Below are 24,489 nucleotides of genomic sequence, written 5' to 3'. Positions count from 1 at the left end.
GTACAATTCGAGAAAACTGTACAGATTTATCTGAAGCCTACGGGGAAAATTGTACAAGTCAATATTCTTGTACACTTTTTGTGTCGGTCGTAGCGCTACTCGTCGTTAGCCACCGAGGCTTGCCAGTTTACTGCGAAGCTCGGCCACTTCGGTCTCAAGTGACTGAATCCTTTCCAGAGCGGCAATCTTGTCGCTGACGTCGTGCTGTATGCCAATGTAGTAGGTCAACTGGTCGGCATCATTGTGCACGGGAGTGATAGACAGCTCGTTCCAGAACGGGCTGCCATCCTTGCGATAGTTGCGCAGCACCTGACGGCAGGGCTGACCGAGGCGGATGGCGTCGCGGATTGCCTCCAGGGCGGCCTGGGCATGATCGTCTGCCTGCAGGAACCGGCAATCCTGGTAGAGAATTTCGTCGGCACTGTAGCCGGTCAGGCGTTCGAAGGCAGGGTTGGCATAGATGAGGATGCTGTCATTGCCTTCCTGCTCGGCCACGACGATGCCGTCATTGGAGGCTTCGACCATAAGTTGCAGGAGTTTGGCGTCAATCATGGTCTGGGCTCATTGTGATTCGTGGGTTTGCCCCATAGCGTAGTCGTCAGCGACTGCCATGCCTAGATGGCAGGACGCAGGGCCGTCGGACATCGATTGGTGCTGGTTAAAAAGTGTCATGCCTGGTTTAGAATGCCGACACACTCAGGATGCAACGACTTTCAATGACCGAGCCCATCGAATCCACCTCCGACGACGCCTTGCTCCCCATGCGGGAAGTAGCCAGCCTGACTGGCGTCAACCCGATCACCTTGCGGGCATGGGAGCGCCGCCACGGGCTGATCCGACCAGTACGCACTGTGGGAGGGCATCGCCTGTATTCGCAACAGGACATCGAACATATTCGTAGCATCATGCTCTGGACCAGCCGGGGCCTGCCCATCAGCAAGATAGGCGCTTTGCTCGTCCGGCAGCAGGACACGCCCGGTATCACTGTATCTGGCTCGGCCGAAGCCCCCCTGGTCCAGTGGCAAGAGGCAGTTCATCATGCCACGCTGGCTTTTGATGGCGCTGAGCTGGAGCGCCTGCACGGGCAACTATTTACGATCTATCCGAAAGCTACTGCACTGGAGGCTATTCTGCTGCCGGTCTGGCGCAGCCTGGCATCCGGTAATAATTTCGGTCGACGCAGTCAGTGGTTGTTCCTTGACGCCTTCTTGCGTGCGCGGATGTTATTGCGGCTGCAGATGAACCAGAGCAACGGTGCTTGCGTGCTGCTAGCAGACGGCTCGGGCCATGCGCGCGAATTGGAGCTGTTGTGTGCTGGTTTGTTGATGAGTAGTGACCAGCTGCGCATCGAGGTGTTGGGCACGGGCCAGCCTCTGGAAGAACTGCCGTTGCTGTGTGAAGCAATTCAGCCCGCCGCGCTGGTGCTATTGGTTCAGGCGCCACTGCAGGCAGATGCGCACAAGCGACTGCGTGCGCTTCAAATGGGCGTTACGTGCCCAGTGGCCTTGGCCGGCGACGCAGCTGCCGCTTCGTCGGCAGGGTTGCGTGGTTCTTCGATTGCCATTTTGGGCAATGACGAAGCGAGTATTTTGCCCAGACTGGAAGCCTTGGTAAGGGGAACACTGCAAATTTGAATCCAGTCGCTCCAGTTAAGGAGGGTTATCTCAAACTGCATTGCAAAACTCATCCAGCTCCTGCCAAGGGTTGGATACAGAGCCTGATCTGGAACACTGGGAGATGTGAGGGAATTTGAGTTCTTTATCTGACTCGGACTGCTCTGCCCTGCAGTTTCTGTAGATGATCTTTGTTTGCGAAAGGAACCAGTTTCCGTGCCATGGAACGAGTTTCTCGGAAGGTGTCATGGCCCATCAAAGCCTCTACAAATTCTGTACAGAGCTTACTTTGTTGTAGAGATTTTGTTTATTTTCAATCGACTTTGTCCGCTGTTCGACGGGCCAGCCTTGAGACCCATGGATTGGCACTCAAGCCAAGTACCAGCACGCTGAGTAAAACGGTACAGACCGCGGCAGCTGCCTGGATGAGTTCACTTGGAGTAACGGCGAATGGCTTCAAGAAGCTCTTCGACCCCCTTGTCACGCTCTTCTTCACTGAGCGCAGGGTTCGCGACATGCTCCCGCGCGTGGTCCTCGATGATTTTCTCCATCAAGCCGTTGATGGCTCCGCGAGTGGCAGCAACAACGTGCAGTGTTTTGGCGCAATCGAGATCCGATTCCAATGTCCGTTCAACGGCTTGAATTTGTCCAGCGATGCGTTTTACGCGTTTAAGAAGATCGTCTGTTGGCGCTGATTGAAAACTGACCCACCCTGCCGATTGAAAATTGACCCAGGACGGATTGCTGATTTTTGTCCCAGCAATTGTGGATAAGCTTAGCAGTAGTGTCCTGGTTGAAGACGCATCTGGCCCCACCGCATGCAGGCATGCGGCAGGGTGTTTATGGTGCAGATCAAAACGGTTCATCGTCCTCGATACCCTCTTCATCCTTGCGCTTTCGTTCACGCGACCTGATCTTTGTCTGGGCGGCCAAGGTGCTGTGTTGCAGACGGTAGGACTCGTTGCCCGTTTCGACGATGTGGCAGTGGTGTGTCAGCCGATCTAGTAACGCAGTGGTCATCTTGGCGTCGCCAAACACACTCGACCATTCCGAGAAGCTGAGGTTGGTGGTGATGACCACGCTGGTGTGTTCGTACAGTTTTGAAAGCAGGTGAAATAACAGCGCGCCACCACTCTGGCTGAAGGGCAAATACCCAAGTTCATCAAGTATCACCAGGTCTGTTCGAAGCAGTCCTTGGGCAATTCGGCCTACCTTGCCATCGTACTTTTCACGCTCCAGCAGATTGACGAGATCCACCGTGGAGAAGAACCGGACTCGTTTGTTATGAGTAGTGATTCCGGACACGGCCAAGGCACTGGCCAGGTGTGTTTTTCCGGTTCCAGGCCCACCGATGAAAACTACATTTTGCGCAGTCTCCGTAAATTCCAAGCTGGATAACTCCTTGACCAGACGGGCATCAGCGCTGGAAGCGCTGAAGTCAAAGCCAGCTAAATCACGGTGCAGGGGGAGCTTTGCCATGTTCATCTGATGATTCACAGAGCGCACGGCGCGATCTGCTTGCTCCTGTTGGAGCAGATGCTCAAGCAGCCATTTCGAGGATGCCGTCGAAGCTTCTCCCTGGGCCGCCAGTTCTTCCCAAGCCTGCGCCATGCCATGCAGACGCAGTTCTTTAAGTTCTGCCATCAAGTCACGCATTGCGGCTCTCCTCATCTGTTGTACGGAGTTGGTCATATCGGGCCGTGTTGGCAACAGGCGCCACCTTGAGTTGCAGGCTGGTTTCTACGGAAGGCGGCGGTGCAGTAGCGGTGAGTCGAGCGAGAACATTTAAGATGTGATCGGCGCTCAGACTTCCCGACTCAAGCACCAGTTCTACCGCTACCAGCACCGGGTCGAGACCGGCGATGGGCACGGCAGCCAGCACCTGCGTCATGATTCGATCACCGTTGCTGTGACGTCTCAGGCCCCGTTTTAGAAGCCGCAACGGATTGGGCAGATCGGCAAACGGTGCGCCATTGCGCAGTGCACCCGGCTTGCGCTCGATGAGTGGGATGTAATGCTGCCAGTCAAAACTGACCTGATCTCGATCAAAGAGGCGCTCGTGGCTGGCGATCATCGTGTCATCGGCGATGACCACGATCCGGGATGGGTAAAGACGGCTGCTGACCCACTGGCCGACTCGCTCACAAGGCACCGAATAGCGGTTTCGCGCCACGCTGATCAGGCAGGTGCTGGAGACCCGCACGGTGCGCTCGACGTAGCCATCAAAGGCCGTCGGCATCGGCATCATTTCGACCCGTTCCAGCTCCAAAACATCCGCCACCGTTAGTCCGTTGTACTGCGGATGCAGCAGCTCGTTCCAGAGCGCACGACAGCGTTGGCCGAGCCAGGCATTCAGTTCCTCGAAGGTGTGGAACATGCAGTTTTGAGCGTCAAGCCAAATGCGCCGTCGACTGTCTTGAACGTTCTTCTCGACAATGCCCTTTTCCCAGCCAGAGGCTACGTTGCAGAAATCCGGATCGAACAGGTAGTGCGCGCACATCACGGCAAACCGGGCATTGACCGTGCGGCCCTTGCCTTTGTTGACCTTGTCGACAGCCGTTTTCATGTTGTCGTAGATGCCGCGACGCGGCACGCCACCTAACGCTCCGAACGAGCGTGTATGGGCATCGAACAGCATCTCGTGACCTTGGCTAGGGTACGCAACCAACCAGAATGCGCGACTGGCGCACAGCTTCATGTGGGAGACCTGGATGCGTCGAAACAGGCCGCCGATCAGCAGTCCTTCTTCGCTCCAGTCAAATTGAAAGGCTTCACCGAGCGCAAACGTCAGCGGTACAAAAGCGCGTAAAGACTTGCCTTGCTCACCTCGCCACGAGCGTACAAACGCCGTGAGCTGGCTATAGCCGCCGTCATAACCCTCGGCCTTGATCTGCTCGAAAAGTGCTTTGGCGCTTCTGCGGTTGTGCTTTGCCCGGAACGAATCGGCTTTCAGCGCCTGTTCCAGCGTGTGGTGGAATGGGCTGAGTTTGTTGAAGGTCGCGCACCGCTGGTACGCCGGCTGAGTGGATTCGGGCGCTCTGACCCATTTTCGGATGGTGTTTCTCGACAGCCCGGTACGCTTGGCTATCTGGTGCAGCGAGAGCTTGTCGCGGAAGTACATCCGCCGGATTGTTCCCAACATTTCCATGCTGATCACCCTGTGTTCTCCTGCTCGAAAAGTGAGCAGAAGCAGTTGAACACCTGGGTCAGTTTTCAGTCGGCAGAACAGCCTCTACTGGGTCAGTTTTCGGTCAGCGGCAACATGCTCGACGGTATCGCGGAACTCAAACAAGAGCTCTCCGTGACTTATACCGACATCATCGAAACACTTGATGTACGCGAATTAGTCGGAGATTGGCAAAGCGCAGAGCAGTCGTTCTGGCCCAAGTCACTGATGGGAACTCGCAAAGTCACAAAGACTCTCTCCACAGCCGTCTCCGGTGATGCAGAACCCGATGTGGCGAAAGACCTGCTTGTCTGGATTCAGATCCGAGACCTGCGTGAGAAGCTCGACACAATGGAGTTGGGTGAACACTGCACGCAAATCTGGGACGGCTCACTATCGGTTGCGCAGCATCTTAAGGCTGTCATTCAATTGCGCCAGGCAACGCTGTGCGTGGCAGCGGAGGAGCCTTGGACTGATGTCGGGTTCGATGTTATCGCTGAAGGTCATTGCGGTGAGCAGTTGAAATCTGACCTCGCCCATATGCACTCTATTGTCCTGCTTGACCAAGAGCTGGCTCCCTACCTGCACCTGGGCGATCTCACAGAAGGATTATGGTCTGGACTTGATACCGACGCGGTACCGTTGTTCGCTGCAATTGCTTTTCAAACCTCGCGTCGTCCAGTGGTTGAGCAGGGTGGGCTCGAGGGTGATCATGATCCAGTAGCAGTCGGCCGATGTGGCAAGACCATGCAGTCGGATTTGGCCGTGCTTCAGCAGCGACATCTCGTTGAAAAAGCCATATTGGAATTCGATGATCTGAGTGCGGTTAGCTCCGGATTGTGGGCGGGTCTTAAAACCAAAGTAGACAAGGTCACGGAAGCGGTAGCGTTCCAAGGCAAGCTAGCATCTGCACTCGCTCAGCTCGGTACGACACCTGAACTTGTATCTGCGTATCGCAGTGCAATACAGGTACTGCTCGGCGACGCGAATGCACTGCTTGAACCGGAGGGCATAGTTTGCCAATCAGGTGCTGAATTGCGTGAGTGCTTTGAGTTACTCCGTCAGCGTGTGAATGTTCTTGCAACAGCGGGGCGTTTTACAGAATCAGGGCAAGCGGACATCCAACTGTTTACGCTGGATGCGCTACTGCGGCATTGCGAGTCCATGGTTCGATCTGAGCCCGGTGTTCGTGCCTGGTGTGCATGGCGCAAGGTGCGTGAAGAGGCGGTTGCTGCGGGGCTCTCGAGTCTGGTTCAGGCTATGGAAGGCAACCTTGTTAGAGCCGGTGAAGTCCGCCATTCATTTGAAACCAACTACGCGCGGTGGTGGCTGAACGCGGTTGTCGATAACGAACCAGTCATTCGCGGTTTTGTTAGCGTTGAGCATGAGCAGCGAATTCGGGATTTCAGAGCCCTGGATGACCGTTTCACTGCATTGACTCGTGATTGGCTGCGGGCACGTCTTTGTGCGGATCTTCCTAATCCCGAGAGCGTAACCCGTTCCTCGGAGTGGGGTGTACTCAGGTACGAGATGGGTAAGAAAACTCGTCATTTGCCGCTTCGCGAGTTGATGTCCAAGATTCCAGATGCGTTGACGAAACTGACGCCGTGCATGCTGATGAGCCCGCTATCCATCGCCCAATACCTCACACCTGGCGCGAGTGCATTTGATCTCGTCATTTTCGACGAAGCCTCGCAAATCCCCGTGTGGGATGCAGTTGGGGCCATGGCGCGTGGTAAACAAGTTGTGATGGTCGGTGACCCCAAACAGCTACCTCCAACGTCATTCTTTGATCGCGCAGAATCGACGGCGGATGATGAAGATGTTGAGGCCGATCTTGAGAGCATTCTGGATGAGTGCATCAGCGCGAACCTTCCGGTTCGTCACTTGAATTGGCACTACTGCAGTCGCCATGAAAGTTTGATTGCCTTCTCGAACCAGCGTTACTACGAGTCCAAGCTTGTGACGTTTCCATCCCCCGTGACGAATGACCGTGCCGTTAAACTGCACGAGATCGCGGGTGTCTACTCCAAGGGTGGTTCGAGAACAAACCTGATTGAAGCACGTGCTATCGTCGCTGATGTAGTTGGTCGTCTGCGCTCACCAGGTTTCCGAGAAAGCAAGCTGACCATTGGTGTGGTGACGTTCAACGGTGAGCAGCAGAAGCTCATCGAGGATTTGTTGGCCGAAGCTCGTCGTAACGAACCTTCGCTTGAAGCGTACTTTGCCGACACCGAACTTGAGCCTCTGTTTGTTAAGAACCTTGAGAGTGTTCAAGGGGATGAGCGAGACATCATCTACTTCTCGATTACTTACGGCCGCGATGCAGCGGGTACTCTGGCCATGAATTTTGGCCCTATCAATCGCCCTGGCGGCGAGCGTCGATTGAACGTAGCAATTACAAGAGCTCGGCACGAGCTGTGCGTCTTCGCTAGTTTGCAACCTGAGCAAATAGATCTCACGAGAACACAGTCGATTGGCGTACGTGACCTGAAGCACTTCCTTGAATTTGCACAGCGCGGGCCTCGAGCGCTCGCTGAAGCAGTCACTGGCAGTGTCGGCGGCTTTGACAGTCCTTTCGAAAAAGCGGTCGCCGCGGCGCTCACAAGCCGAGGATGGCAGGTGCATACTCAAGTCGGTGTTTCCGCATTCAGGATCGATTTGGGCGTGGTCGATCCTGATGCACCTGGTCGCTACCTGGCGGGTGTGGAGTGTGACGGGGCGACCTACCATCGCAGCGCTACGGCGCGGGATAGAGACAAGCTGCGTGAGCACGTATTGCGTGGGCTTGGCTGGGAGATTCTGCGTATCTGGTCAACTGACTGGTGGATTAACGCCGTTGGCACCGCTGATCTTATCCATGAACGTCTGACCGCTTTGCTTGTGTTGAGTCGAGCTCAACGCGCCGAGCATGAAGCCCGGGAAGAGGCCGCCCGCTTGCAGGCCGAAACTGCAGTAGTGGAGGTCATCGAGTTGATCGAGGAGGTCACAGGTTCAATCACTGAGCCGCTGACAATCGAGAGTGCTAATGACGAGGCGGATGCCCCTCAGAGCCAGCAATACGCAGCAGTTGCTTTGGCACCTCAGCCTGTGAGCAGCCCCCAATCGCATTATTTACCGGCGGCGGTTGTTTATTACCGAGAATCCGATCCTGCTTCGAATGTCCAAGGGGTGGATCCGGAAGCTTTTTTTGATGCGAGTTACTCCGGCGTTTTAAGCGCACTCATCGAGCATGTGATCAGCGAAGAAGGGCCTATTCTCGATGTAATACTTGCTCGGCGAATTGCCAGGGCTCATGGTTGGGTGCGTACGGGTTCGAAGATTCGAGAAAGAGTGTCGGCGATGGCGCAGAGCACTCATCGTATGACGATTGATGATGTCGGGGAGTTCTACTGGCCGAGCCAGATAACTGATGCATCTGCCGTTGTCTGTCGGCGTCCAGAAGATGAGGCGAGTGTCCGACCGGTTGATGAAATCTGTGGCGATGAGCTGGCATCACTCGCTCGGGAGCTTCGTGCCAAAGGCAAAGCAGGGGAGGCATTACTGCACGCCATGGCCAGAGAGCTGGGACTTCAGAAACTGACCGCGTCCAGCCGACTGAGGCTCGAAAAAGCGAGCCGAGTAGAGCAGGAAAAATAGACTCGTTGTAAGCCCAGGGTTAATACAATGGTGTTGACTCTGGGGCCTCTCAATCGAGCGGGTATCCATAAACATAAATGCTCTGAGGTGCCGCGCTTCTGCTGTTCGTTTTCCCCAGCTCATTTTTCCTTTGGTGTTCTGGAGTTTGCGGCACTCAATGAGAGATACCATTCAGCATAGGGTGTATTAGCGACCTGACATCTATTGAAATCAGGACTCCCATCGTCCCACCAAACCGGCCCGCGCTCCCCGAGCGCCACCTTCGCCGTTTGGACGCGCGCCCTTGCCAACTTCTGCTGCCCAGGATCGCCCGAGGCTTTCGCTGCCTTTACCTCACGTCGCGCTGCCATCAGCTCGTCAACAAGGCGCTGCGGGTCATCTCATTCAGCGAAGGGTTGCTGCAACGCCACAGCTGCCCTTTGACTACAAAGTATCGACCGTCAGGAGTCATTGGGTTCATCTCTGCAAATCCATGGTGCTTTAGTGCTGCATACCCAGCACGTGATGTCTCGCAGCTGAATGTTGGTGAGGTGCTCTCAGCTAGTAACGGTTTGACAATCTGTAACTCGCATCCAGCCATTAAAAAAAGCACCCCTTACTCCCAGATATCATGATTTTTCACAAGCATGAGCCTTCCTTATAGTCCTCCCAAGCCCACATGGAACACGGTTGTGTTTCCCTTGATGCGAGACATTTTATGGAAAATAAGAAACGCGCCGTCCAAGCTTCAGAGGTTGGTATGGGGACTCGAGTCGTATGGGGAGGAGAGCAAGTTCAGCATCCCTACAATGCGACCCAGACACCCATCGTGGTCAGTGCCGCCTATGGCTATGACGATATCGATAAGTGGTATGACGTGGCATTGGGAAAGGAGCCCGGCTTCATTTACAGCCGGATGAGCAACCCCACTGTCTCTGTCTTAGAAGATAAACTCTGTGAGCTCGAAAACGCAGAGTCGGCTGTAGCTTTCAGCACCGGAATGGCCGCAATCAGCGGTGTGCTACACACCTTCCTATCCTATGGGCAGCGTGTGATATCTACACGTGACAGCTACGGTGGTACGAACAAAATTTTTGAGGAGTTTCTTCCACGCATGGGTGTGGAGGTAACCCTTTGCGATACGCTCGACACTGTGGCACTTGAGCAGGAGATCGCTAAAGGCTGCAGCGTCCTGTACCTGGAAACACCCACGAACCCAACGCTGAAAATCGTTGATATTCGTCGCCTTGCGGCAGCGGCGAAGCGAGTGGGTGCTTTGGTTGTCGCGGACAATACATTCGCGACGCCTCTGAATCAGAATCCGCTCGCTTTAGGCGTTGATGTGGTTGTGCACAGCGCGACTAAATTCCTGTCCGGTCATGGTGATGTACTCGGTGGTGTGGTTTGCGGCGCCGAGCATTTGATGTCTCAAGTTCGCCATTACCGTGAAATCAATGGTGCCTCGCTGGATCCTTTTTCGGCGTATCTAATCATCCGAGGCATCAAGACTCTGGCTCTGCGTCTTCGCCAGCAACAGGCGAGCGCGCAACTTTTGGCCGAGTACCTCTGTACCGAACCGCTGGTCGAGTCTGTGAACTATCCGGGGTTGCCTCAACATCCAGGTCATGACATCGCTCGTTCGCAAATGAACGGATTCGGAGCCATCGTGAGCTTCGTGCTGAAAGGAGGCATGGACACAGTTACTCGTTTGCTACCGCTGCTCAGATATGCGCATCGGGCGGGTAATTTGGGCGCTGTCGAGACCATCTATGGGCCGGCTCGGACGACCAGTCACGTGGAAAATACCTTGGAAGAACGTCAGGCACTTGGAATTTCCGAAGGTTTGGTTCGAGTGTCCGTAGGTATTGAAGATTCAGCCGATTTATTGGCTGATCTAAAACAAGCCTTCGCTTTAGTGCGAAGTAAGCAAGGTGATGCAAGCCCTCACGCTGACAGTGCTCAACGTTTCATTGAGGTAGGAGCCTGAATACGGGCAGGACTTTCGATATTCATCTTAAGCCCTTCATGAAGAATGAAAATAATAAAATCCAGTGACAACAAAATTGTACTGCCCAAAAGCCAGTTACAAGACGCTTGTCCGAACATTTCATGAGAATACAACTATGACCACACAGATAGAAGATAATCAGCCCGATCCAAATTCGCATTTCAAAAAGGAAATGCAAACCCGCCACATCGTTATGTTGGCGTTGGGCGGTGTGATCGGTACGGGGTTATTCCTTACTTCCGGTTACACGGTTAATCAGGCAGGGCCACTCGGTGCAGTGATCGCTTACATGATCGGTGCAGTGATGGTGTATTTAGTCATGGTCTGTCTCGGTGAGTTGGCTGTTCAGATGCCAGAAACCGGATCGTTCAGTAGCTACGCCACGCGATACCTGGGCCCAGGCACAGGCTATACAGTGGCCTGGCTTTACTGGCTCACTTGGGCAGTAGCTATCGGTTCAGAATTTACAGCTGCGGGCATACTGATGGTTCGGTGGTTTCCTGACACACCGGTCTGGATTTGGAGTGCGCTGTTTGCCATTGCAGTCTTCTTAAGCAATGTTGTCTCTGTTCGTTTGTTTGCGGAAACTGAATTTTGGCTTTCGCTGATTAAGGTTCTGACCGTTATCACGTTCATTGTGATCGGCGGAGCGGCAATTTTCGGTCTTTTTCAAGTACAGAATTTGCAGGGTGCGGGACTTTCCAACTTCACACGTGAGGGGCTTTTCCCCACCGGGTTCTTACCCATTGCAATGACCCTCCTAGCTGTTTCCTTCGCATTTTCCGGAACTGAGCTGATCGGAATTGCGGCAGGTGAAGCGCAAGATCCACAAACTAGCGTGCCCAAGGCAATCCGCACGACAGTGGTACGTTTGGCTCTGTTCTTCGTGGGGACAATTTTCGTCCTTGCGACGTTACTGCCACGAGAACAAGCGGGGCTCGTAGAAAGTCCGTTCGTCATGGTGTTTGAGTTGATTGGCATCCCATACTCTGCCGACATTATGAATTTCGTCATTCTCACGGCACTGATTTCCGCCGCTAACTCGGGACTGTATGCAGCATCGCGCATGCTGTGGACATTGAGCGATCAAGGACATATGCCTAAGCGCTACGCCAGGCTCTCCAGTCGGGGCACACCGGTGAACGCCATCGTTCTTAGTATGGCGGGTGCAGTGGCTTCTCTGCTCAGCAGTGTGTTTGCCCCTGATACGGTTTACTTGGCCTTGGTGTCCATTTCCGGTCTGGCGGTCGTAGTCGTGTGGATGAGCATTGCTGCAAGCCAGATCGCGTTCCGTCGTCAATACGTCGCTAATGGCGGACGAGTTGAAGACCTACATTTCCGTGTACGTGGCTATCCATGGGTGCCTATCGGTGCAATGTTGTGTTGTCTGCTGGCCTGTGTGGGTATCGCTTTTGATCCTGAGCAGCGAGTGGCGCTTTACTTCGGCCTCCCCTTTATCGCGTGGTGTTATTTTGTTTACTGGATCACTCGAAACAAGAGAGCAGAGCGGTTGGCTTTAGCCGCAGCTGTTCATTCCTCTAGCACCGCGTGAATTTCTCAGGCAATGATTGAGCATAGATAAAGCCCTGATGAGGTTGCGCCGATGAGCCAAAAGTCACTACCACCCTTGAATTGGTTGAGGGCATTCGAAGTATCGGCGCGTTATTTGAATTTCACCCACGCGGCGGAGGAACTCCATTTGACTCAAGGGGCTGTGAGTCAGCAGATCCGTCAGTTAGAAAGTCACCTCGGTGTGGCGCTGTTCAAGCGCTTACCCCGAGGGCTTGGCTTGACCGAGGAAGGGCAGTCGTACCTGCCTGTCGTACAAGACGCGATCAGTCGCCTTGCAGTTGGCACAAACGAGATTTTCGGCCAGCACAATCGAAGACATTTGAAGGTGCGCGGCAGCCTTTCCTTTCTTCACTATTGGTTGGCCCCCCGACTCGCAGATTTTTGTCGGGAGTATCCCCAGATTGATATTCGATATATCAGCAACATTTGGGTGAAAGAACCGGACGGCGAGGATGACCTGGAGATTCGCTGGGGATGCGGTGAGTGGTCGGGCTTGCACGCTCAGCGTTTGACTTGGGACATCCTTCAGCCTGTTTGCTCCCCAAAGCTCATGGCCAGCTCTCCAATACATGAGCCTTGTGACTTGATGAACCATTCTCTGCTTCATGTGTTGGGGTACGAAGAAGGTTGGGGTTACTGGCTGAAGCGAGTTGGAGCAGACGACGTCGACTATTCCCGTGGCCTTCAGTTTGACACGCTGATTTCCACGATCCGCATGGCCGAACTAGGGCAGGGCGTTGCGCTAGCACGGTCTTCGGTGGTCGAGGATTTGCTCAAGAGTGGGCAGTTGGTTGCGCCATTCAGCCACAGAATCGAGGCCAGCGAATCATTTTATTTGGTGCACGAGCAGACCGAAGTGCTATCGCCTGATGCCGCAAATTTTTCTACTTGGCTGGTGGCTCAAGCTCACCGCCTTTTGTAATACCGATTGGGAGTGGTCATGGATTACGTAAGCACACGCGGCGGTGACATGCGGGCGGACTTTCGCAGTGTGGTTTTGTCGGGGCTCGCCGAAAATGGTGGCCTGTATGTCCCAACCAGTTTGCCGGTATTCACTGAGCAACAAATCACCAGCTGGTCATGGCTGCCGTTTGATGAGCTGGTATGGCGGGTAATCTCGCCCTTTGTTGGCTCGTCCATCGACGAAAGCACCCTCCGTGCCTTGCTCAGCGACAGTTATCAACAATTCAAGCACCGCGCTATTACGCCGCTTGAGCAGATCGGGCATAACGAGTGGATACTCCAGCTGTTTCATGGCCCGACCCGTTCTTCCAAGGATTTCGCCGCGCAATTGCAGTCGCGCCTGGTCGAGCATTTTCTGGAGGAGGTCGGTAAAGAAGCGTTGGTGGTCGGTGCAACTAACGGTGATACCGGCCTCGCGGCGCTTGAAGCCTTTACTAACTGCCCGGCCGCCCGCATGGCGATACTGTATCCGCGCGACGGTCTTGCGCCTGAGCAACTCGGTGCATTGCAGGCAGCCGACCCGCAGCGGGTTCAGCTGTTTCCGGTTGACGGTAATTTCGATGATTGCCAGACGCTGGTCTCCCGACTCTTGCGTGAGTGGCCGTTGGACGGAGTGATGCCGGTCTGTTTCAACTCGACCAATTGGATCGGCGTCCTGGCCCAGATAGTTTTTTACTTCCACGCGGCGTTGCAACTGGGCGGTGGCTCGCGTCCCGTTGGCTTTAGCGTTCCAGCTGCCAGCTCGGCCGAGATCTATGCCGGCTACATCGCGCAGAGAATGGGATTACCCATCAATCAGGTGATCATTTCCACCAACAGCAATGATGCCCTGCACCAGTTTTTTCATTGCAATCGCTACTCCACCCGGATGACTAATCGAACAGTATCGCCGGCGATGGACTTCTCGTTGTTTTCCAACCTGGAGCGGTTTATTTGGGAAATTTACGAGCACGATGGCTGCTCAACAAAAGCGCTGATGGAGCATTTTGAAAGTTGCGGAGAAATGAGCATCGGCAATCAGCAATGGCTGCGTGCCCGAGTACTCTTCGATTCCTATGCGGTAGACGAATCCCAGGTGCGCGATGAGGTGGTCGAACTGTTCCGAGAGACAGGCTCGGCCATCGATCCTCACACCGCTGTCGGTGTACTGGCCGGCCGGCTTCATCGACGCAGCCTGGGGGCGCCAATGGTCACCTTCGGGCAAATTGCGCCGGCCAAGTCGGCGGCGCTGTTGGCCGAGTTGGGTGTCTGGCAAGCAAGCGTTCCGAGCACTGTCGAGGTGCGCGCACAACCACCTTACCTGGCCAAGGACGATCTGGAGGGGCTGTGCCAGGCTCTTCGTGTGGCGCAGCAGAGGCTTTCATGAAGCGCATTCTGGATCCGCTGGACGAGCGCATACTGGCCGAACTTACCGCTAATGCGCGAATAGCCCATATCGAACTGGGTGCCAAGATCAACTTGTCGCGCAATGCTGTGCGCCAGCGCATCGAGCGTCTTGAGCGCGACGGTGCGATCCAGGGCTATACGGTACTTCTTGGTGAGTCGCGGCGGCCTACGTCGCTTATCAGCGCGGTGATCTTTGTCTACCGCTACGACCGCATGCGTGGCGAAGAAGTACTGGCTGCACTGCGCTCCATTCCCGAAGTCGTGCAGTGTGAAGTACTCAGTGGGGAGTTCGATTTAATGCTGCGCGTGAATGCAGCCACACCTGAACGTGTCCATCTCGTGTGGAAGGAAATCGCGGCCATGCCGGGGGTGGAAAACACCGTGACATCGTTCGTCCTTTCAGCAGTGTTTTAAAAGTCGTGCTTGGGCAAAATGCCCAACTAATACAGCAGACTGCCATATTCAACTGCCAAAGCCCGACTCTTAGCATGTTCCTATCGAACAACATCAATAAAGGAACAGCTTTTATGACTGAGTACAAAATTGCCTTGGTAGGGTTTGGTGGCGTGAACCGTGGCTTCGCCCAATTGGTCGCCGATCGTAATTCCGAGTGGAAAGAGTCACTGGGCTTCACTATTAAAATTGTCGGTGTCACCGATCTGTTCCTTGGCTCCATCGTTGCTAAAGACGGTCTGGATGCAAAACAGTTGGTCGCGCTGCCGATTGAGAAAGGCGCACTCGCTCAACTGCCCGGCGGCAATGCTGAGGCATTCAACGAAAACGTGATCAAGCATTCCGGTGCAGACATCATCGCTGAGGCCACTTTCACCAATCCGGTGGATGGCGAGCCCGCAACTACCTTTTGCCGCTGGGCCTTGGAAAGTGGCATTCATGTAGTGACCACCAATAAGGGGCCTATTGCGCTGCACGGTGCCGAGCTCAAGGCGTTGGCCCGTCGCAGCCGGGTCGCTTTCGAATACGAGGGGGCGGTGATGAGTGGCACCCCCGTGATTCGTCTGGCCAAACAGGCCTTGGCGGGTGCCAACGTACAAGGTTTCGAAGGCATCCTGAACGGCACCTCCAACTACGTGCTCACCCAAATGAAAGACGGCCTAGCGTTCAACGATGCCGTCGTACAAGCGCAACAACTCGGCTACGCGGAGGCAGATCCAACCGCCGATGTGGAAGGGTTTGACGTACGCCTCAAGGTGGTGATCCTGGCCAACGAACTGCTCAATGCACGATTGAATGTCAGTGATGTAGCGTGTTCGGGTATCAGCAATATCAGCGCGGAAGATATTGCTCAGGCAAGTGCAAATGGCGCGAGCTGGAAACTGATTGGCTCAGCCGATCGTGAAGCAGATGGCTCGGTTCGAGCGAGTGTGGAGGCTCGGTTACTGTCGAACTCACATCCTCTTGCCGGAATTTGCGGTGCTACGAATGCAGTGTCATTCAATACCGAACTGCTGGGGGCTGTCACGGTGTCCGGGCCTGGGGCAGGGCGTATGGAGACAGCCTTCGCATTGCTGTCGGACATCGTCGCTATCCACACCACCTACGGCAAATAACAGGAGATAGTCATGAGCGTATCCAGCATGGCCAGTATCCAGCTTGTTGAAGCCAAACAGATTGATGTGTTCAGTCCATTCGATGGTCGCTTGGTAGGGAGCGTCCCTTGCCTCGATGCAGCCGCAGTTCCTGGCTTGCTGGAACGCGCGCGAATCGGCGTGCGCGAGAGTGCGGCAATGCCTCGTCACCTGCGTGCGCGCATTCTTGAGGACGCCGCCCGGTGTGTGGATCTTGAGTCTGATGCATTTGCCAAGCTGATCGTTGCAGAGGCGGGAAAAACGCTACGACAAGCAGAGAAGGAAGTGAAGCGTTGCGTGAACACGTTGAAGCTATCGGCGGAAGAGGCGCGTCGTAACGCCGGGGAAGTGATTCCATTTGGGGCATATGAAGGATCGGAGTCGCGTCAGGGTTGGTTCACGCGGGAACCGTTGGGGCTTATCGTCGCGATCACTCCCTACAACGATCCGCTGAATTTGGTCGCCCATAAACTCGGCCCGGCAATCGCCGGTGGCAATGCCGTGATTTTGAAACCCTCGGAACTCGCGCCGTTGTCTGCTCTCAAGCTTGTTGAGTGCCTGGTGAAAGCGGGACTTCCACCCTCTGTGATTACCCCGGCTACAGGTGGCGTCGACTTGGGTAAAGCATTGGTAGAGGTACGCGAAGTTCGGATGATTTCCTTTACGGGGGGCTTTGCCACGGGAGAGGCTATTGCACGTAGCGCTGGGTTGAAAAAGTTGGCAATGGATCTCGGAGGGAATGCCCCGGTTCTCGTGCTTGAAGATTGTGATATTGAACCGACCGTGGAGTCCTGTGTGTCTGGTGCCTTTTGGGCCGCAGGGCAGAATTGCATCGGCACACAGCGCATCCTTGTTCATCGTTCAATTTATGAGGACTTCCGTGAGCGTTTTGTCAGCCAAACGCGTGCATTGGTGGTGGGCGATCCTGACCAGCGAGCAACAGATGTAGGCCCGATGATCACGGAACAGGCGGCGCGTCGTACCGAACAATTGGTAAATGATGCGCTGGCCGAGGGTGCCGTTCTTCTGTGTGGGCACCATCGCCAAGGGGGAAGTTATGCGCCGACTGTGCTTGAACACGTGAGGCATAGCAGTACGATTTGGCAGCAGGAGGTCTTCGCGCCGGTGGTTATCCTGGAGCCTTTTGACCATCTGGATGATGCTGTTGCTCTGGCTAACGCAACAGAGTACAGCTTGCATGCAGGTCTTTTTACACGTGACATTTCCAAAGCTTTGAAACTAGCGCGTCAGATTGAGGCGGGTGGTGTGATGATCAATGATTCTTCCGATTATCGTTTTGATGCCATGCCTTTCGGTGGTTTTAAGTACGGAAGTCTGGGGCGCGAAGGTGTTCGATTTGCGTATGAGGACATGACGCAGCCTAAAGTGGTTTGCATCAGCGAGTTGGATTAAACCTACGAAGTAAATTGCCGTCGACGTACATCGGATGGAGGTTTTTTCCCAACGCCCGATGTCCGCTGTGATAAAAATTAGAAGTGGGTCGCGCGACCTTACACAGAAGTGCACGGCCGATGCGTTGTGAGATATCCTGACCTCAACTCTTCAGCGGTGAACGGACAACTTGTTTGGTTCGCCCTATCTCACATATCCACGCAATCATTTACGAGGTTAACCATGTCCAAGCTCGCAGAATTCCGCCAGCTCGAAAAACACCTAGCAGAGCAGCTCGAAGCTCTCGAAACGCTGAAAGGCGATGCTGGCCTGAAGAAAGAAATTGAATTTGAAACAAAGCTGCGCGCTTTGCTCGCCGAGTACGGCTATAGCCTGCTGAATGTGATCAACTTGCTTGACCCTAAGGCTGGTCGTCGCGCACCAACGGCCGAGCCAAAATCCGGTACAAGAAAGCCACGCCAAGTGAAGGTCTACAAAAACCCGCATACAGGCGAAGTCGTCGAAACCAAAGGCGGCAATCACAAGACCTTGAAAGAATGGAAAGCAGAACACGGCTTCGCCACAGTTGAGTCCTGGCTGACAAAGTGAGTTTGGTTTGAGTACAAAAAGGCCCGAGAGGGCCTTTTTTTCTGTGTGGATTTATTCAGAACCGGTCTTAACTTGCTCACTAATAAGTTGGGCCAGTATCCGCACCGGTTCGGTAAAGCTCTGGCGAGACCTGTGTACGAGCCCGATATCACGGTGGAAGGTGTGCTGTCCGAGATCGAGTACTCTTACAGCCGCTGGCCATTCCTGATGTATCGCTGTCTGCGGCACCAGCGCTACACCAACGCCATTTTCCACTAGCTTGATGATCGCCTCCAGCTCATCCAGTTCACAAACTTCACGCAAGGTGAAATGCATCTGGCGCAGGAAGCGATCCACCTGCCTGCCCCCGAAGGATGATCGGTCGTACCGAATGAATGGTTGGCTTGAAAGTAGTTCTGACCAATCTTCTCCCGGCACGTCGCGCGGGACGATCAGCCGGTAGGGCTCAAGCGCCAAGGTCGTCCAGCGTAGATCGCTCTGGAGCGAGAAGGGTGGGCGAATGATTGCGGCCATGTCGATCTCGCCGGCATCCACGAGGTTGACCAACTCCATCGATAGCCCTGGGATTACGCGGGTTCGGCATTGCGGGCATTGTTGGTGAAACTTGGCTAGTGCATCTGGAAGATAGGAGCGCTGTACGGAAGCGATAGCACCGATGTTCACCAGAACGCTCGCAGGAAGTCCGACCGTGGTGGAGCCCAGATTGTCGTAAAGCCGAAGCAGCTCTTGCGCTTGCAGGAGTATTTGATGGCCCATCCTGTTGAGGTGGGCCGAGCGTCCCTTCCTGTCGAATATCTCAAAGCCGAGCTCGGCCTCCAGACGTTGAATCTGGGCGCTCACCGCTGCTTGGGTGAGGCCGATTTTATTCCCTGCAGCGGCAAACGTACCTTCCCGTGCAACGGCGATGAGTGTTTTGAGTTCTTTGATCATTCACAAATATTAATTGTGTTTCTAAGAAAATTATATTGATTTTTTTGTTTGGTTGGCCGCCCTACGATGTGCCTATCCCCCGGCAACTGCCCGAACCTATAAGCCGATGTCGGTGGGACGGCGGAACGTGAAGCGTCGCGAAAAACCAACGGCCAGTATTCATACGCTCCGTCCTTCACCAACAAAAAAACTGTATTGGAGTTCTGATGAGCCTCTCGCCTTTCCACCTCGCAATCCCCGTTTACAACCTTGCTGGCGCACGCACATTTTACGGCGAAGTGTTCGGCCTGGAAGAAGGTCGTTCCAGCAACCAGTGGGTCGACTTCAACTTTTATGGCCATCAACTGGTTATTCACGAACACCCAAAAACCGCTTCCCAGGAAAGCGTCCATAGCAACCCGGTTGACGGCCACGACGTACCTGTTCCGCACTTCGGGATCATCCTGGGCTGGGAAGAATGGGAGGCGCTGGCCGAGCGCTTGAAGTCTTTCGGCACAGAGTTTGTGATCGAACCCTACATTCGTTTCAAAGGGCAGGTCGGCGAGCAAGCCACCATGTTTTTGTTTGACCCTTGTGGCAATGCCCTTGAATTCAAGGCGTTCAAGGATATGAGCCAGCTCTTCGCAAAATAAGAAAAGTGTTGGCACAACAGCGTTGTGCCATTTGAACTCAAGTGAGCTGGAAGCTCATGAATCTAGCAACTGCCAATTAACGCAGTCCTTTCATTCCAACAAGAAGGCTAGACATGAAACGTATTCCCTTGGTGTGGCAAATCATTGCCGGGCTGTTGCTTGGCGTGCTCGTCGGTTGGTACTTCAATACGCATCCGCAGTATCAATCGTGGGTCAGTGCAGAAATCCTGAAACCGCTTGGCGATATCTTCATCAAGATGATGAAGATGGTAGTTGTTCCGATCGTGTTTTGTTGCATGATCCTGGGCATCGCAGGAGGCGGAGATAACAAGTCATTTGGCCGTATGGGCATGAAGTCGCTGGGATATTTCTTTGCGATCACCGGCCTGGCGATTGTGATGGGGCTGTGTTTCGCAAACATCTTCAAGCCTGGCATGGGAACCGATATTTCGGGCATCACGCATAGCGCTGCGTCTATCACGATGGAACCTTCGAAGGGCGCCCTCGTCATTGTGCAGAACATTGTCCCGGACAACGTCCTCGTTGCGATGTCGGAAGCGAAACTGCTGTCGGTGCTGTTCTTCGCGGTGTTGTTCGGCATGGCCTTGAACTCGCTACCTAGAGAGAAAAGCGCGCCAGTGGTCGCGGTGGTTCAGGGTATTTCCGATGCGATGTTCAAAGTCGTCTCAATCGTCATGGCGTACGCACCGATAGGTGTATTTGGCATGATCGGCGCTACTGTTGCGACCTTTGGCTTTGCCTCGCTATTGCCCTTGCTCAAGCTGATTGGTGTGGTTTACCTGGCACTGATTGTCTTTGCATTGCTGGTGCTAGGGGGGATCTGCTATCTGATCGGCGAGAACATTTTCAAGCTGATCAAATATTTCCGGAATGAGCTGATTCTTGCGTTCTCGAGTGCCGCGTCGGCAGCGGTTATGCCGCAGCTAATGAGCAAGCTGGAGAGCTATGGCGTTCCGCGTCGGATCGTCAGTTTTGTGGTGCCGGTGGGGTATGCGTTCAATCTGGATGGTGCGTCGATTTTCCTTGGCGTGGCTACGATTTTTGTCGCACAACTCTATGGTATCGACCTGTCGCTGTCTCAGCAGATTCTGCTGGTGGTCACGATGGTGCTGACCTCCAAAGGTGCTGCCGGGGTACCTGGATTTGCCATCATTATTCTGTCTGCGACATTGGCTTCTGCCGGTCTTCCATTGGAAGGGGTAGCACTGATCGCGGGGATCTTCAGGATTATTGATAGCGGAACCACCACGCTGAACGTGCTGGGTAATGCCATCGCACCGTTGGTAATCGCCAAGTGGGAGAGGGCGGCCCTTGAGCCTTCACGAGTCAATCCGGTAGCACAAAAAGCATAGCAATCCGCGAGAAGGCGTCCGACAGGAAACGCTAACGGCTCAGTTCATCAGGTGCCGGCGAGAGTCACTAGACGACCGGTCTAGTTTTGTGTAGGCTGCCTTCCCTATGAAGAAACCTATCCAAGATATGCGCCAGCACATCATCGACGTGGCCAAGTCGCTGATGACCAACAAGGGCTACACCGCCGTGGGGTTGTCGGAAGTGCTGACAACCGCTGGCGTACCCAAAGGGTCTTTCTATCACTACTTCCGTTCGAAAGAGGAATTCGGCCAGGCGCTGCTTGAAGAATATTTTCAGGAGTACATTGGGCGCGTCGATATCGTGATGGCCGCAGAAGGAACCGGAGCCGAGCGGCTGCTGGGCTATTTGCACTACTGGGCAAAGACGCAAGCGTTCGATCATCCCGAGGAGAAATGCCTGGTGGTGAAACTCGGCGCTGAGGTCTGCGACCTGTCGGAAGACATGCGCACGGTGCTGGAAGAAGGCACCACTCTGATCATCCAGCGGATCACACGTTGTGTTGAGCAGGGCATGGCCGATGGTTCCATCTCGCAGACCCTGGACGCGGTGACATTAGCCGAATCGCTGTATCAGCTATGGCTTGGCGCCTCGCTGTTGGTCAAGGTCAAGAAGACCACGGCTCCCTTTGAGACCGCACTGATCACAAGTAAACGCCTGCTGGCCTAGGGGCGTTTTTTTTAACTGACCTACTAGACGACTGGTCTAATAGTAGGAGGTATTCAGCATGATTGATAACAGTCATAACACCGATCTTTTCTCGCCCGTGCAGATGGGCGCCTTGCAACTGACTAATCGTATCGTTATGGCCCCAGTGACACGCAGCCGGATGGCAGAAGAGGGTGTGCCGAATGAACTGCACGCCACCTATTACGCCCAGCGTGCAGGCGCGGGCTTGATCATCGCCGAGGCCACGAACATTTCCGCCCAAGGGCGCGGTTACGCGATGACGCCGGGGATCTGGTCGGAAGAACAGGTGGCAGGCTGGAAAAAAGTCACCGACGCGGTGCACGCGGCGGGCGGCAAAATCGTCAGCCAGCTATGGCACGTGGGCCGCTTTTCCAGCGTCGAGTTACAGCCAAACGGCGAGGCGCCGGTGGCTCCCTCGGCAATCAAGGCCGAAGGCAGCACTTACACCAACAATGGCATGGTCGAAGTGTCGATGCCTCGGGCGCTTGAGACTTCAGAGATCCCGGGGATCATCGAGCAGTACAGGCATGCGGCAGAAAATGCCAAGCGAGCCGGTTTTGATGGTGTGGAAGTCCATTCTGCCAACAGCTATCTGCTCGACCAGTTTCTGCGCGACTCCACCAATCAGCGCTCCGACCGCTATGGCGGTTCTATCGAGAACCGGGCTCGATTGACGCTTGAAGTCACCGAAGCTGTAGTTTCGATCTGGGGCAGTGACCGGGTTGGCATCCGCCTTTCGCCAGTGACACCTGATGCGGGTAACACGCCTCCCGATAGCAACGTCATGGCGACCTACGGTTACCTGATTCAACAGCTCAACAGGTTCAACCTGGCCTATCTGCACTTCGTCGAAGGCGCAACCGCCACCTCTCGCACCGTTCCGGAAGGGGTGGATCTGGACGCGCTGAGTGCGCAGTTCGAAGGGTCGTTCATTGGTAACAACAACTATGACCTGGATATGGCGTTGGAGCGTCGGGCGCAAGGCCGGATTGACGCGGTAGCGTTTGGTCGCTTGTTCATTGCCAATCCAGACCTTGTAGAGCGCCTGCGTCGTGGTGCCGAACTGACCATCGCGCCACGTGAGAGTTACTACGGCGGAGGCGCCAAGGGCTACACCGATTGGCCAACGGCCAACTCCAACTATTGAGAGGTTCCCCTTGCGTCAGCTCGGCGTGGGGAGGCTCCGTCGCGAAAGCATTTCGCCGCACAAGAGGTACTCAAGTATGAATTATCTGCAAAACAAGGTTGCCATCGTCACTGGCGCATCTTCCGGCATTGGTGCTGCCACCACCCGCGCATTGGCCGCACAGGGCGTCCGCGTCGTGGCAGCAGCACTCGATCAGAACGGGTTGGAAGCGTTTGTTGCCGAGCTACGTGAGGCCGGGAGCGACGTGGTCGCTTTCACCACAGACGTTACCCATCTGGATCAAACCAAAGCTCTCGCGAAGTTTGCACAAGACACCTACGGCGCTGTGGACATCTTGGTCAACAACGCCGGTCTGATGCTCTTTTCCAACTGGGTCGATCTGGCCGTGGAAGATTGGGAAAAGATGATTGATGTGAACATCAAGGGCTACCTCAACGCTACTGCTGCGGTACTGCCATTCATGTTGGAACAGAAGACCGGGCAGATTCTCAACATGGACTCCGTTGCAGGTCACCAGGTCGGCCCGGCGGCGGGTGTTTACAGCGCTACCAAGTTTTTCGTCCAGGCCATGACCGAGTCCATGCGCAAGGAGTTGGGCGTACAGCATGGCATCCGCGTCAACACCGTCAGTCCCGGCGTCATCAACACCGGCTGGGCGGACAAGGTCAGCGATCCTGAAGGGCGCAAGGCTGCCCAAGAGCTGAACCGGATTGCCATTGCGCCTGACGATATTGCCCGCGCAGTGATTTACGCGCTCAACCAACCGGAAAACGTCACCGTCAACGATTTGATCATCTCGCCGACTCGCCAGGATTGGTAATTGTCGGTTGAGTTTTTCGTGTCCGATTGACCAAAAGGGTCACCGGCAACATGCAACCAGGAGTACATCATGAGCAATCCAACTTACGTCCAGGAATACAACGCGATCGTTGCCGTTCTGAGTCAGTACAACGAAGGTGGTGCCAAGGCTGACAGCACATTGATGAAGCCCGCGTTCAACGACCAAGCCACCATTTTTGGGGTCGACGGCGACAAGCTCGTCGGCGGTGCGATCCAGAATCTGTACGACGTGATCGACAACTCTTTCCGCCCATCTCCCGAAGCCAAGGCCGCGATCGTTCGCATCGACATCGTGGGCACTGCCGCCAGTGCTCGCGTCGATACCGACAACGTTTCGGGATTTCGTTTCACCGACTTCTTCAACCTGCTGAAGGTAAAAGGCAGGTGGACGATCGTCAGCAAGATTTACCACACCCATCCGAGCGCTTGAACACTCGAGCGCCTCTGGCGAGGTTTGTTGTACCTCGCCCTTATTGAAAGGAGAGAACCATGTCAAAGAATATCAAGGCAGTTTCGACTGCTGAGTACAACGATGTCATCGCCACCGCTAATCAGTACGTTGAAGGTCTGCGTGTGGGCAGCGCAGAAGGCGTTGCGCAAGCTTTCCATAAAGACGCCGTGATGTACGGTTTCACAAATGGTGAGCTGCTTGGCGGCCCGATCAAGAATCTGTTTGATTTCGTCCAGAAGAACGGCAGCGCCCCAGAAATTACGACTCGCCTCGACATACTGGCGATCACACCCACAACAGCCGTGGTGCGTGTCGATATGGAAAAAGATGCGATCGGTGCCGACTACAACGACTACCTGACCCTGATCAAGATCGACGGCGCCTGGAAGATCATCGCCAAGGTTTATCACCAGTTCGAAGGTTGAGCGCTCATCGATCCCGGCTGAATCAATGCAGGGATAGGAGCTCGCTCATCGTCAAATGGAGAAGGGATC

The 24,489-nt window shown here is 54.7% G+C and carries 22 protein-coding genes and 1 pseudogene; 17 read left to right on the top strand and 6 right to left on the bottom strand.

Features of this window, described 5'->3' with window-relative positions; translation table 11 throughout:
* Window positions 1-105: 105 nt before the first annotated feature.
* On the bottom strand, window positions 106-552 hold the full coding sequence (locus tag ACA056_RS17775; RefSeq protein WP_497266546.1) for a PAS domain-containing protein: 447 nt from the start codon (window positions 550-552) through the stop codon (window positions 106-108).
* 164 nt (window positions 553-716) lie between these two features.
* Between ACA056_RS17775 and ACA056_RS17770 the strand changes: the two genes are divergently transcribed.
* Complete coding sequence (locus ACA056_RS17770) at window positions 717-1,634, top strand: MerR family transcriptional regulator (protein ID WP_497266544.1); 918 nt, start codon at window positions 717-719, stop codon at window positions 1,632-1,634.
* Window positions 1,635-2,044: 410 nt separating this feature from the next.
* Here the strand turns inward: ACA056_RS17770 and ACA056_RS17765 are convergent, their stop codons facing one another.
* From ACA056_RS17765 to istA, 3 genes are all read right to left on the bottom strand, one after another.
* Window positions 2,045-2,269 carry a metal/formaldehyde-sensitive transcriptional repressor gene (locus tag ACA056_RS17765; protein WP_497273561.1) on the bottom strand — a complete coding sequence of 75 codons (225 nt, stop codon included), beginning with the start codon at window positions 2,267-2,269 and terminating at the stop codon, window positions 2,045-2,047.
* Between the two features lie 196 nt (window positions 2,270-2,465).
* The gene (gene istB / locus ACA056_RS17760) at window positions 2,466-3,269 is read right to left on the bottom strand and encodes an IS21-like element helper ATPase IstB (RefSeq protein ID WP_497266542.1); all 804 of its coding nucleotides are present in this window, start codon (window positions 3,267-3,269) and stop codon (window positions 2,466-2,468) included.
* A complete protein-coding gene (gene istA, locus ACA056_RS17755; protein ID WP_497273560.1) occupies window positions 3,262-4,761 on the bottom strand; it encodes an IS21 family transposase in 1,500 nt (499 codons plus the stop codon). Before istA ends, istB begins: the two co-directional genes overlap by 8 nt.
* 45 nt (window positions 4,762-4,806) lie before the next feature.
* Between istA and ACA056_RS17750 the strand changes: the two genes are divergently transcribed.
* Window positions 4,807-8,418: a DUF3320 domain-containing protein gene (locus tag ACA056_RS17750; protein WP_497266540.1), complete on the top strand. Its 3,612-nt coding sequence runs from the start codon at window positions 4,807-4,809 to the stop codon at window positions 8,416-8,418.
* 119 nt (window positions 8,419-8,537) lie between these two features.
* Here the strand turns inward: ACA056_RS17750 and ACA056_RS17745 are convergent.
* A pseudogene (locus tag ACA056_RS17745) lies at window positions 8,538-8,878 on the bottom strand (hypothetical protein).
* Window positions 8,879-9,115: 237 nt separating this feature from the next.
* On the opposite strand from ACA056_RS17745, the gene ACA056_RS17740 reads away from it, so the two are divergent.
* From ACA056_RS17740 to ACA056_RS17705, 8 genes are all read left to right on the top strand, one after another.
* Window positions 9,116-10,384, top strand: coding sequence for a cystathionine gamma-synthase family protein (locus tag ACA056_RS17740; RefSeq protein ID WP_497266538.1), 1,269 nt, complete (start codon window positions 9,116-9,118; stop codon window positions 10,382-10,384).
* Window positions 10,385-10,520: 136 nt separating this feature from the next.
* Window positions 10,521-11,957: an amino acid permease gene (locus ACA056_RS17735; RefSeq protein ID WP_497266536.1), complete on the top strand. Its 1,437-nt coding sequence runs from the start codon at window positions 10,521-10,523 to the stop codon at window positions 11,955-11,957.
* 51 nt (window positions 11,958-12,008) lie between these two features.
* A complete protein-coding gene (locus tag ACA056_RS17730) occupies window positions 12,009-12,899 on the top strand; it encodes a LysR substrate-binding domain-containing protein (protein WP_497266534.1) in 891 nt (296 codons plus the stop codon).
* A gap of 18 nt (window positions 12,900-12,917) precedes the next feature.
* Window positions 12,918-14,306, top strand: coding sequence for a threonine synthase (thrC, locus tag ACA056_RS17725; protein ID WP_497266532.1), 1,389 nt, complete (start codon window positions 12,918-12,920; stop codon window positions 14,304-14,306).
* On the top strand, window positions 14,303-14,740 hold the full coding sequence (locus ACA056_RS17720; RefSeq protein WP_030130664.1) for an Lrp/AsnC family transcriptional regulator: 438 nt from the start codon (window positions 14,303-14,305) through the stop codon (window positions 14,738-14,740). Before thrC ends, ACA056_RS17720 begins: the two co-directional genes overlap by 4 nt.
* 113 nt (window positions 14,741-14,853) lie before the next feature.
* Entirely contained in the window at window positions 14,854-15,894 is a 1,041-nt protein-coding gene (locus tag ACA056_RS17715; protein ID WP_497266530.1) for a homoserine dehydrogenase, read from the top strand.
* Window positions 15,895-15,906: 12 nt separating this feature from the next.
* Complete coding sequence (locus tag ACA056_RS17710) at window positions 15,907-17,325, top strand: aldehyde dehydrogenase family protein (protein ID WP_497266528.1); 1,419 nt, start codon at window positions 15,907-15,909, stop codon at window positions 17,323-17,325.
* A 222-nt stretch (window positions 17,326-17,547) separates the two neighbouring features.
* Entirely contained in the window at window positions 17,548-17,913 is a 366-nt protein-coding gene (locus ACA056_RS17705) for a histone-like nucleoid-structuring protein, MvaT/MvaU family (RefSeq protein ID WP_497266526.1), read from the top strand.
* Between the two features lie 51 nt (window positions 17,914-17,964).
* Here ACA056_RS17705 and ACA056_RS17700 read toward each other — a convergent pair whose 3' ends face one another.
* Entirely contained in the window at window positions 17,965-18,843 is an 879-nt protein-coding gene (locus ACA056_RS17700; RefSeq protein ID WP_497266524.1) for a LysR family transcriptional regulator, read from the bottom strand.
* Window positions 18,844-19,049: 206 nt separating this feature from the next.
* On the opposite strand from ACA056_RS17700, the gene ACA056_RS17695 reads away from it, so the two are divergent.
* The 7 genes from ACA056_RS17695 to ACA056_RS17665 all read left to right on the top strand — a co-directional run bounded on the left by ACA056_RS17695 (window position 19,050) and on the right by ACA056_RS17665 (window position 24,420).
* Window positions 19,050-19,475 carry a VOC family protein gene (locus ACA056_RS17695; RefSeq protein WP_046054868.1) on the top strand — a complete coding sequence of 142 codons (426 nt, stop codon included), beginning with the start codon at window positions 19,050-19,052 and terminating at the stop codon, window positions 19,473-19,475.
* A gap of 113 nt (window positions 19,476-19,588) precedes the next feature.
* Complete coding sequence (locus tag ACA056_RS17690; protein ID WP_497266521.1) at window positions 19,589-20,848, top strand: cation:dicarboxylate symporter family transporter; 1,260 nt, start codon at window positions 19,589-19,591, stop codon at window positions 20,846-20,848.
* A 106-nt stretch (window positions 20,849-20,954) separates the two neighbouring features.
* Window positions 20,955-21,536 (top strand): TetR/AcrR family transcriptional regulator, encoded by a 582-nt coding sequence (locus ACA056_RS17685; protein ID WP_497266519.1) that lies wholly within the window; start codon window positions 20,955-20,957, stop codon window positions 21,534-21,536.
* A 58-nt stretch (window positions 21,537-21,594) separates the two neighbouring features.
* On the top strand, window positions 21,595-22,704 hold the full coding sequence (locus ACA056_RS17680; protein ID WP_497266517.1) for an alkene reductase: 1,110 nt from the start codon (window positions 21,595-21,597) through the stop codon (window positions 22,702-22,704).
* Between the two features lie 76 nt (window positions 22,705-22,780).
* Entirely contained in the window at window positions 22,781-23,524 is a 744-nt protein-coding gene (locus tag ACA056_RS17675) for an SDR family oxidoreductase (protein WP_497266515.1), read from the top strand.
* Window positions 23,525-23,593: 69 nt separating this feature from the next.
* Window positions 23,594-23,974 carry a nuclear transport factor 2 family protein gene (locus ACA056_RS17670; RefSeq protein WP_497266513.1) on the top strand — a complete coding sequence of 127 codons (381 nt, stop codon included), beginning with the start codon at window positions 23,594-23,596 and terminating at the stop codon, window positions 23,972-23,974.
* Window positions 23,975-24,033: 59 nt separating this feature from the next.
* Window positions 24,034-24,420 carry a nuclear transport factor 2 family protein gene (locus tag ACA056_RS17665; RefSeq protein WP_497266511.1) on the top strand — a complete coding sequence of 129 codons (387 nt, stop codon included), beginning with the start codon at window positions 24,034-24,036 and terminating at the stop codon, window positions 24,418-24,420.
* Window positions 24,421-24,489 lie beyond the last annotated feature (69 nt).

It is taken from the genome of Pseudomonas sp. LBUM1666, assembly GCF_059695775.1.
This window is presented reverse-complemented; position numbering and strand designations above follow the sequence as displayed.

Bases quoted from the DNA above. Each gene is read 5' to 3' on its own strand.
- ACA056_RS17775 (WP_497266546.1), bottom strand. From the start codon at position 552: ATGATTGACGCCAAACTCCTGCAACTTATGGTCGAAGCCTCCAATGAC.
- ACA056_RS17770 (WP_497266544.1), top strand. From the start codon at position 717: ATGACCGAGCCCATCGAATCCACCTCCGACGACGCCTTGCTCCCCATG.
- istB (WP_497266542.1), bottom strand. From the start codon at position 3,269: ATGCGTGACTTGATGGCAGAACTTAAAGAACTGCGTCTGCATGGCATG.
- istA (WP_497273560.1), bottom strand. From the start codon at position 4,761: ATGGAAATGTTGGGAACAATCCGGCGGATGTACTTCCGCGACAAGCTC.
- ACA056_RS17740 (WP_497266538.1), top strand. From the start codon at position 9,116: ATGGAAAATAAGAAACGCGCCGTCCAAGCTTCAGAGGTTGGTATGGGG.
- ACA056_RS17735 (WP_497266536.1), top strand. From the start codon at position 10,521: ATGACCACACAGATAGAAGATAATCAGCCCGATCCAAATTCGCATTTC.
- ACA056_RS17730 (WP_497266534.1), top strand. From the start codon at position 12,009: ATGAGCCAAAAGTCACTACCACCCTTGAATTGGTTGAGGGCATTCGAA.
- thrC (WP_497266532.1), top strand. From the start codon at position 12,918: ATGGATTACGTAAGCACACGCGGCGGTGACATGCGGGCGGACTTTCGC.
- ACA056_RS17720 (WP_030130664.1), top strand. From the start codon at position 14,303: ATGAAGCGCATTCTGGATCCGCTGGACGAGCGCATACTGGCCGAACTT.
- ACA056_RS17715 (WP_497266530.1), top strand. From the start codon at position 14,854: ATGACTGAGTACAAAATTGCCTTGGTAGGGTTTGGTGGCGTGAACCGT.
- ACA056_RS17710 (WP_497266528.1), top strand. From the start codon at position 15,907: ATGAGCGTATCCAGCATGGCCAGTATCCAGCTTGTTGAAGCCAAACAG.
- ACA056_RS17705 (WP_497266526.1), top strand. From the start codon at position 17,548: ATGTCCAAGCTCGCAGAATTCCGCCAGCTCGAAAAACACCTAGCAGAG.
- ACA056_RS17700 (WP_497266524.1), bottom strand. From the start codon at position 18,843: ATGATCAAAGAACTCAAAACACTCATCGCCGTTGCACGGGAAGGTACG.
- ACA056_RS17695 (WP_046054868.1), top strand. From the start codon at position 19,050: ATGAGCCTCTCGCCTTTCCACCTCGCAATCCCCGTTTACAACCTTGCT.
- ACA056_RS17690 (WP_497266521.1), top strand. From the start codon at position 19,589: ATGAAACGTATTCCCTTGGTGTGGCAAATCATTGCCGGGCTGTTGCTT.
- ACA056_RS17685 (WP_497266519.1), top strand. From the start codon at position 20,955: ATGAAGAAACCTATCCAAGATATGCGCCAGCACATCATCGACGTGGCC.
- ACA056_RS17680 (WP_497266517.1), top strand. From the start codon at position 21,595: ATGATTGATAACAGTCATAACACCGATCTTTTCTCGCCCGTGCAGATG.
- ACA056_RS17675 (WP_497266515.1), top strand. From the start codon at position 22,781: ATGAATTATCTGCAAAACAAGGTTGCCATCGTCACTGGCGCATCTTCC.
- ACA056_RS17670 (WP_497266513.1), top strand. From the start codon at position 23,594: ATGAGCAATCCAACTTACGTCCAGGAATACAACGCGATCGTTGCCGTT.
- ACA056_RS17665 (WP_497266511.1), top strand. From the start codon at position 24,034: ATGTCAAAGAATATCAAGGCAGTTTCGACTGCTGAGTACAACGATGTC.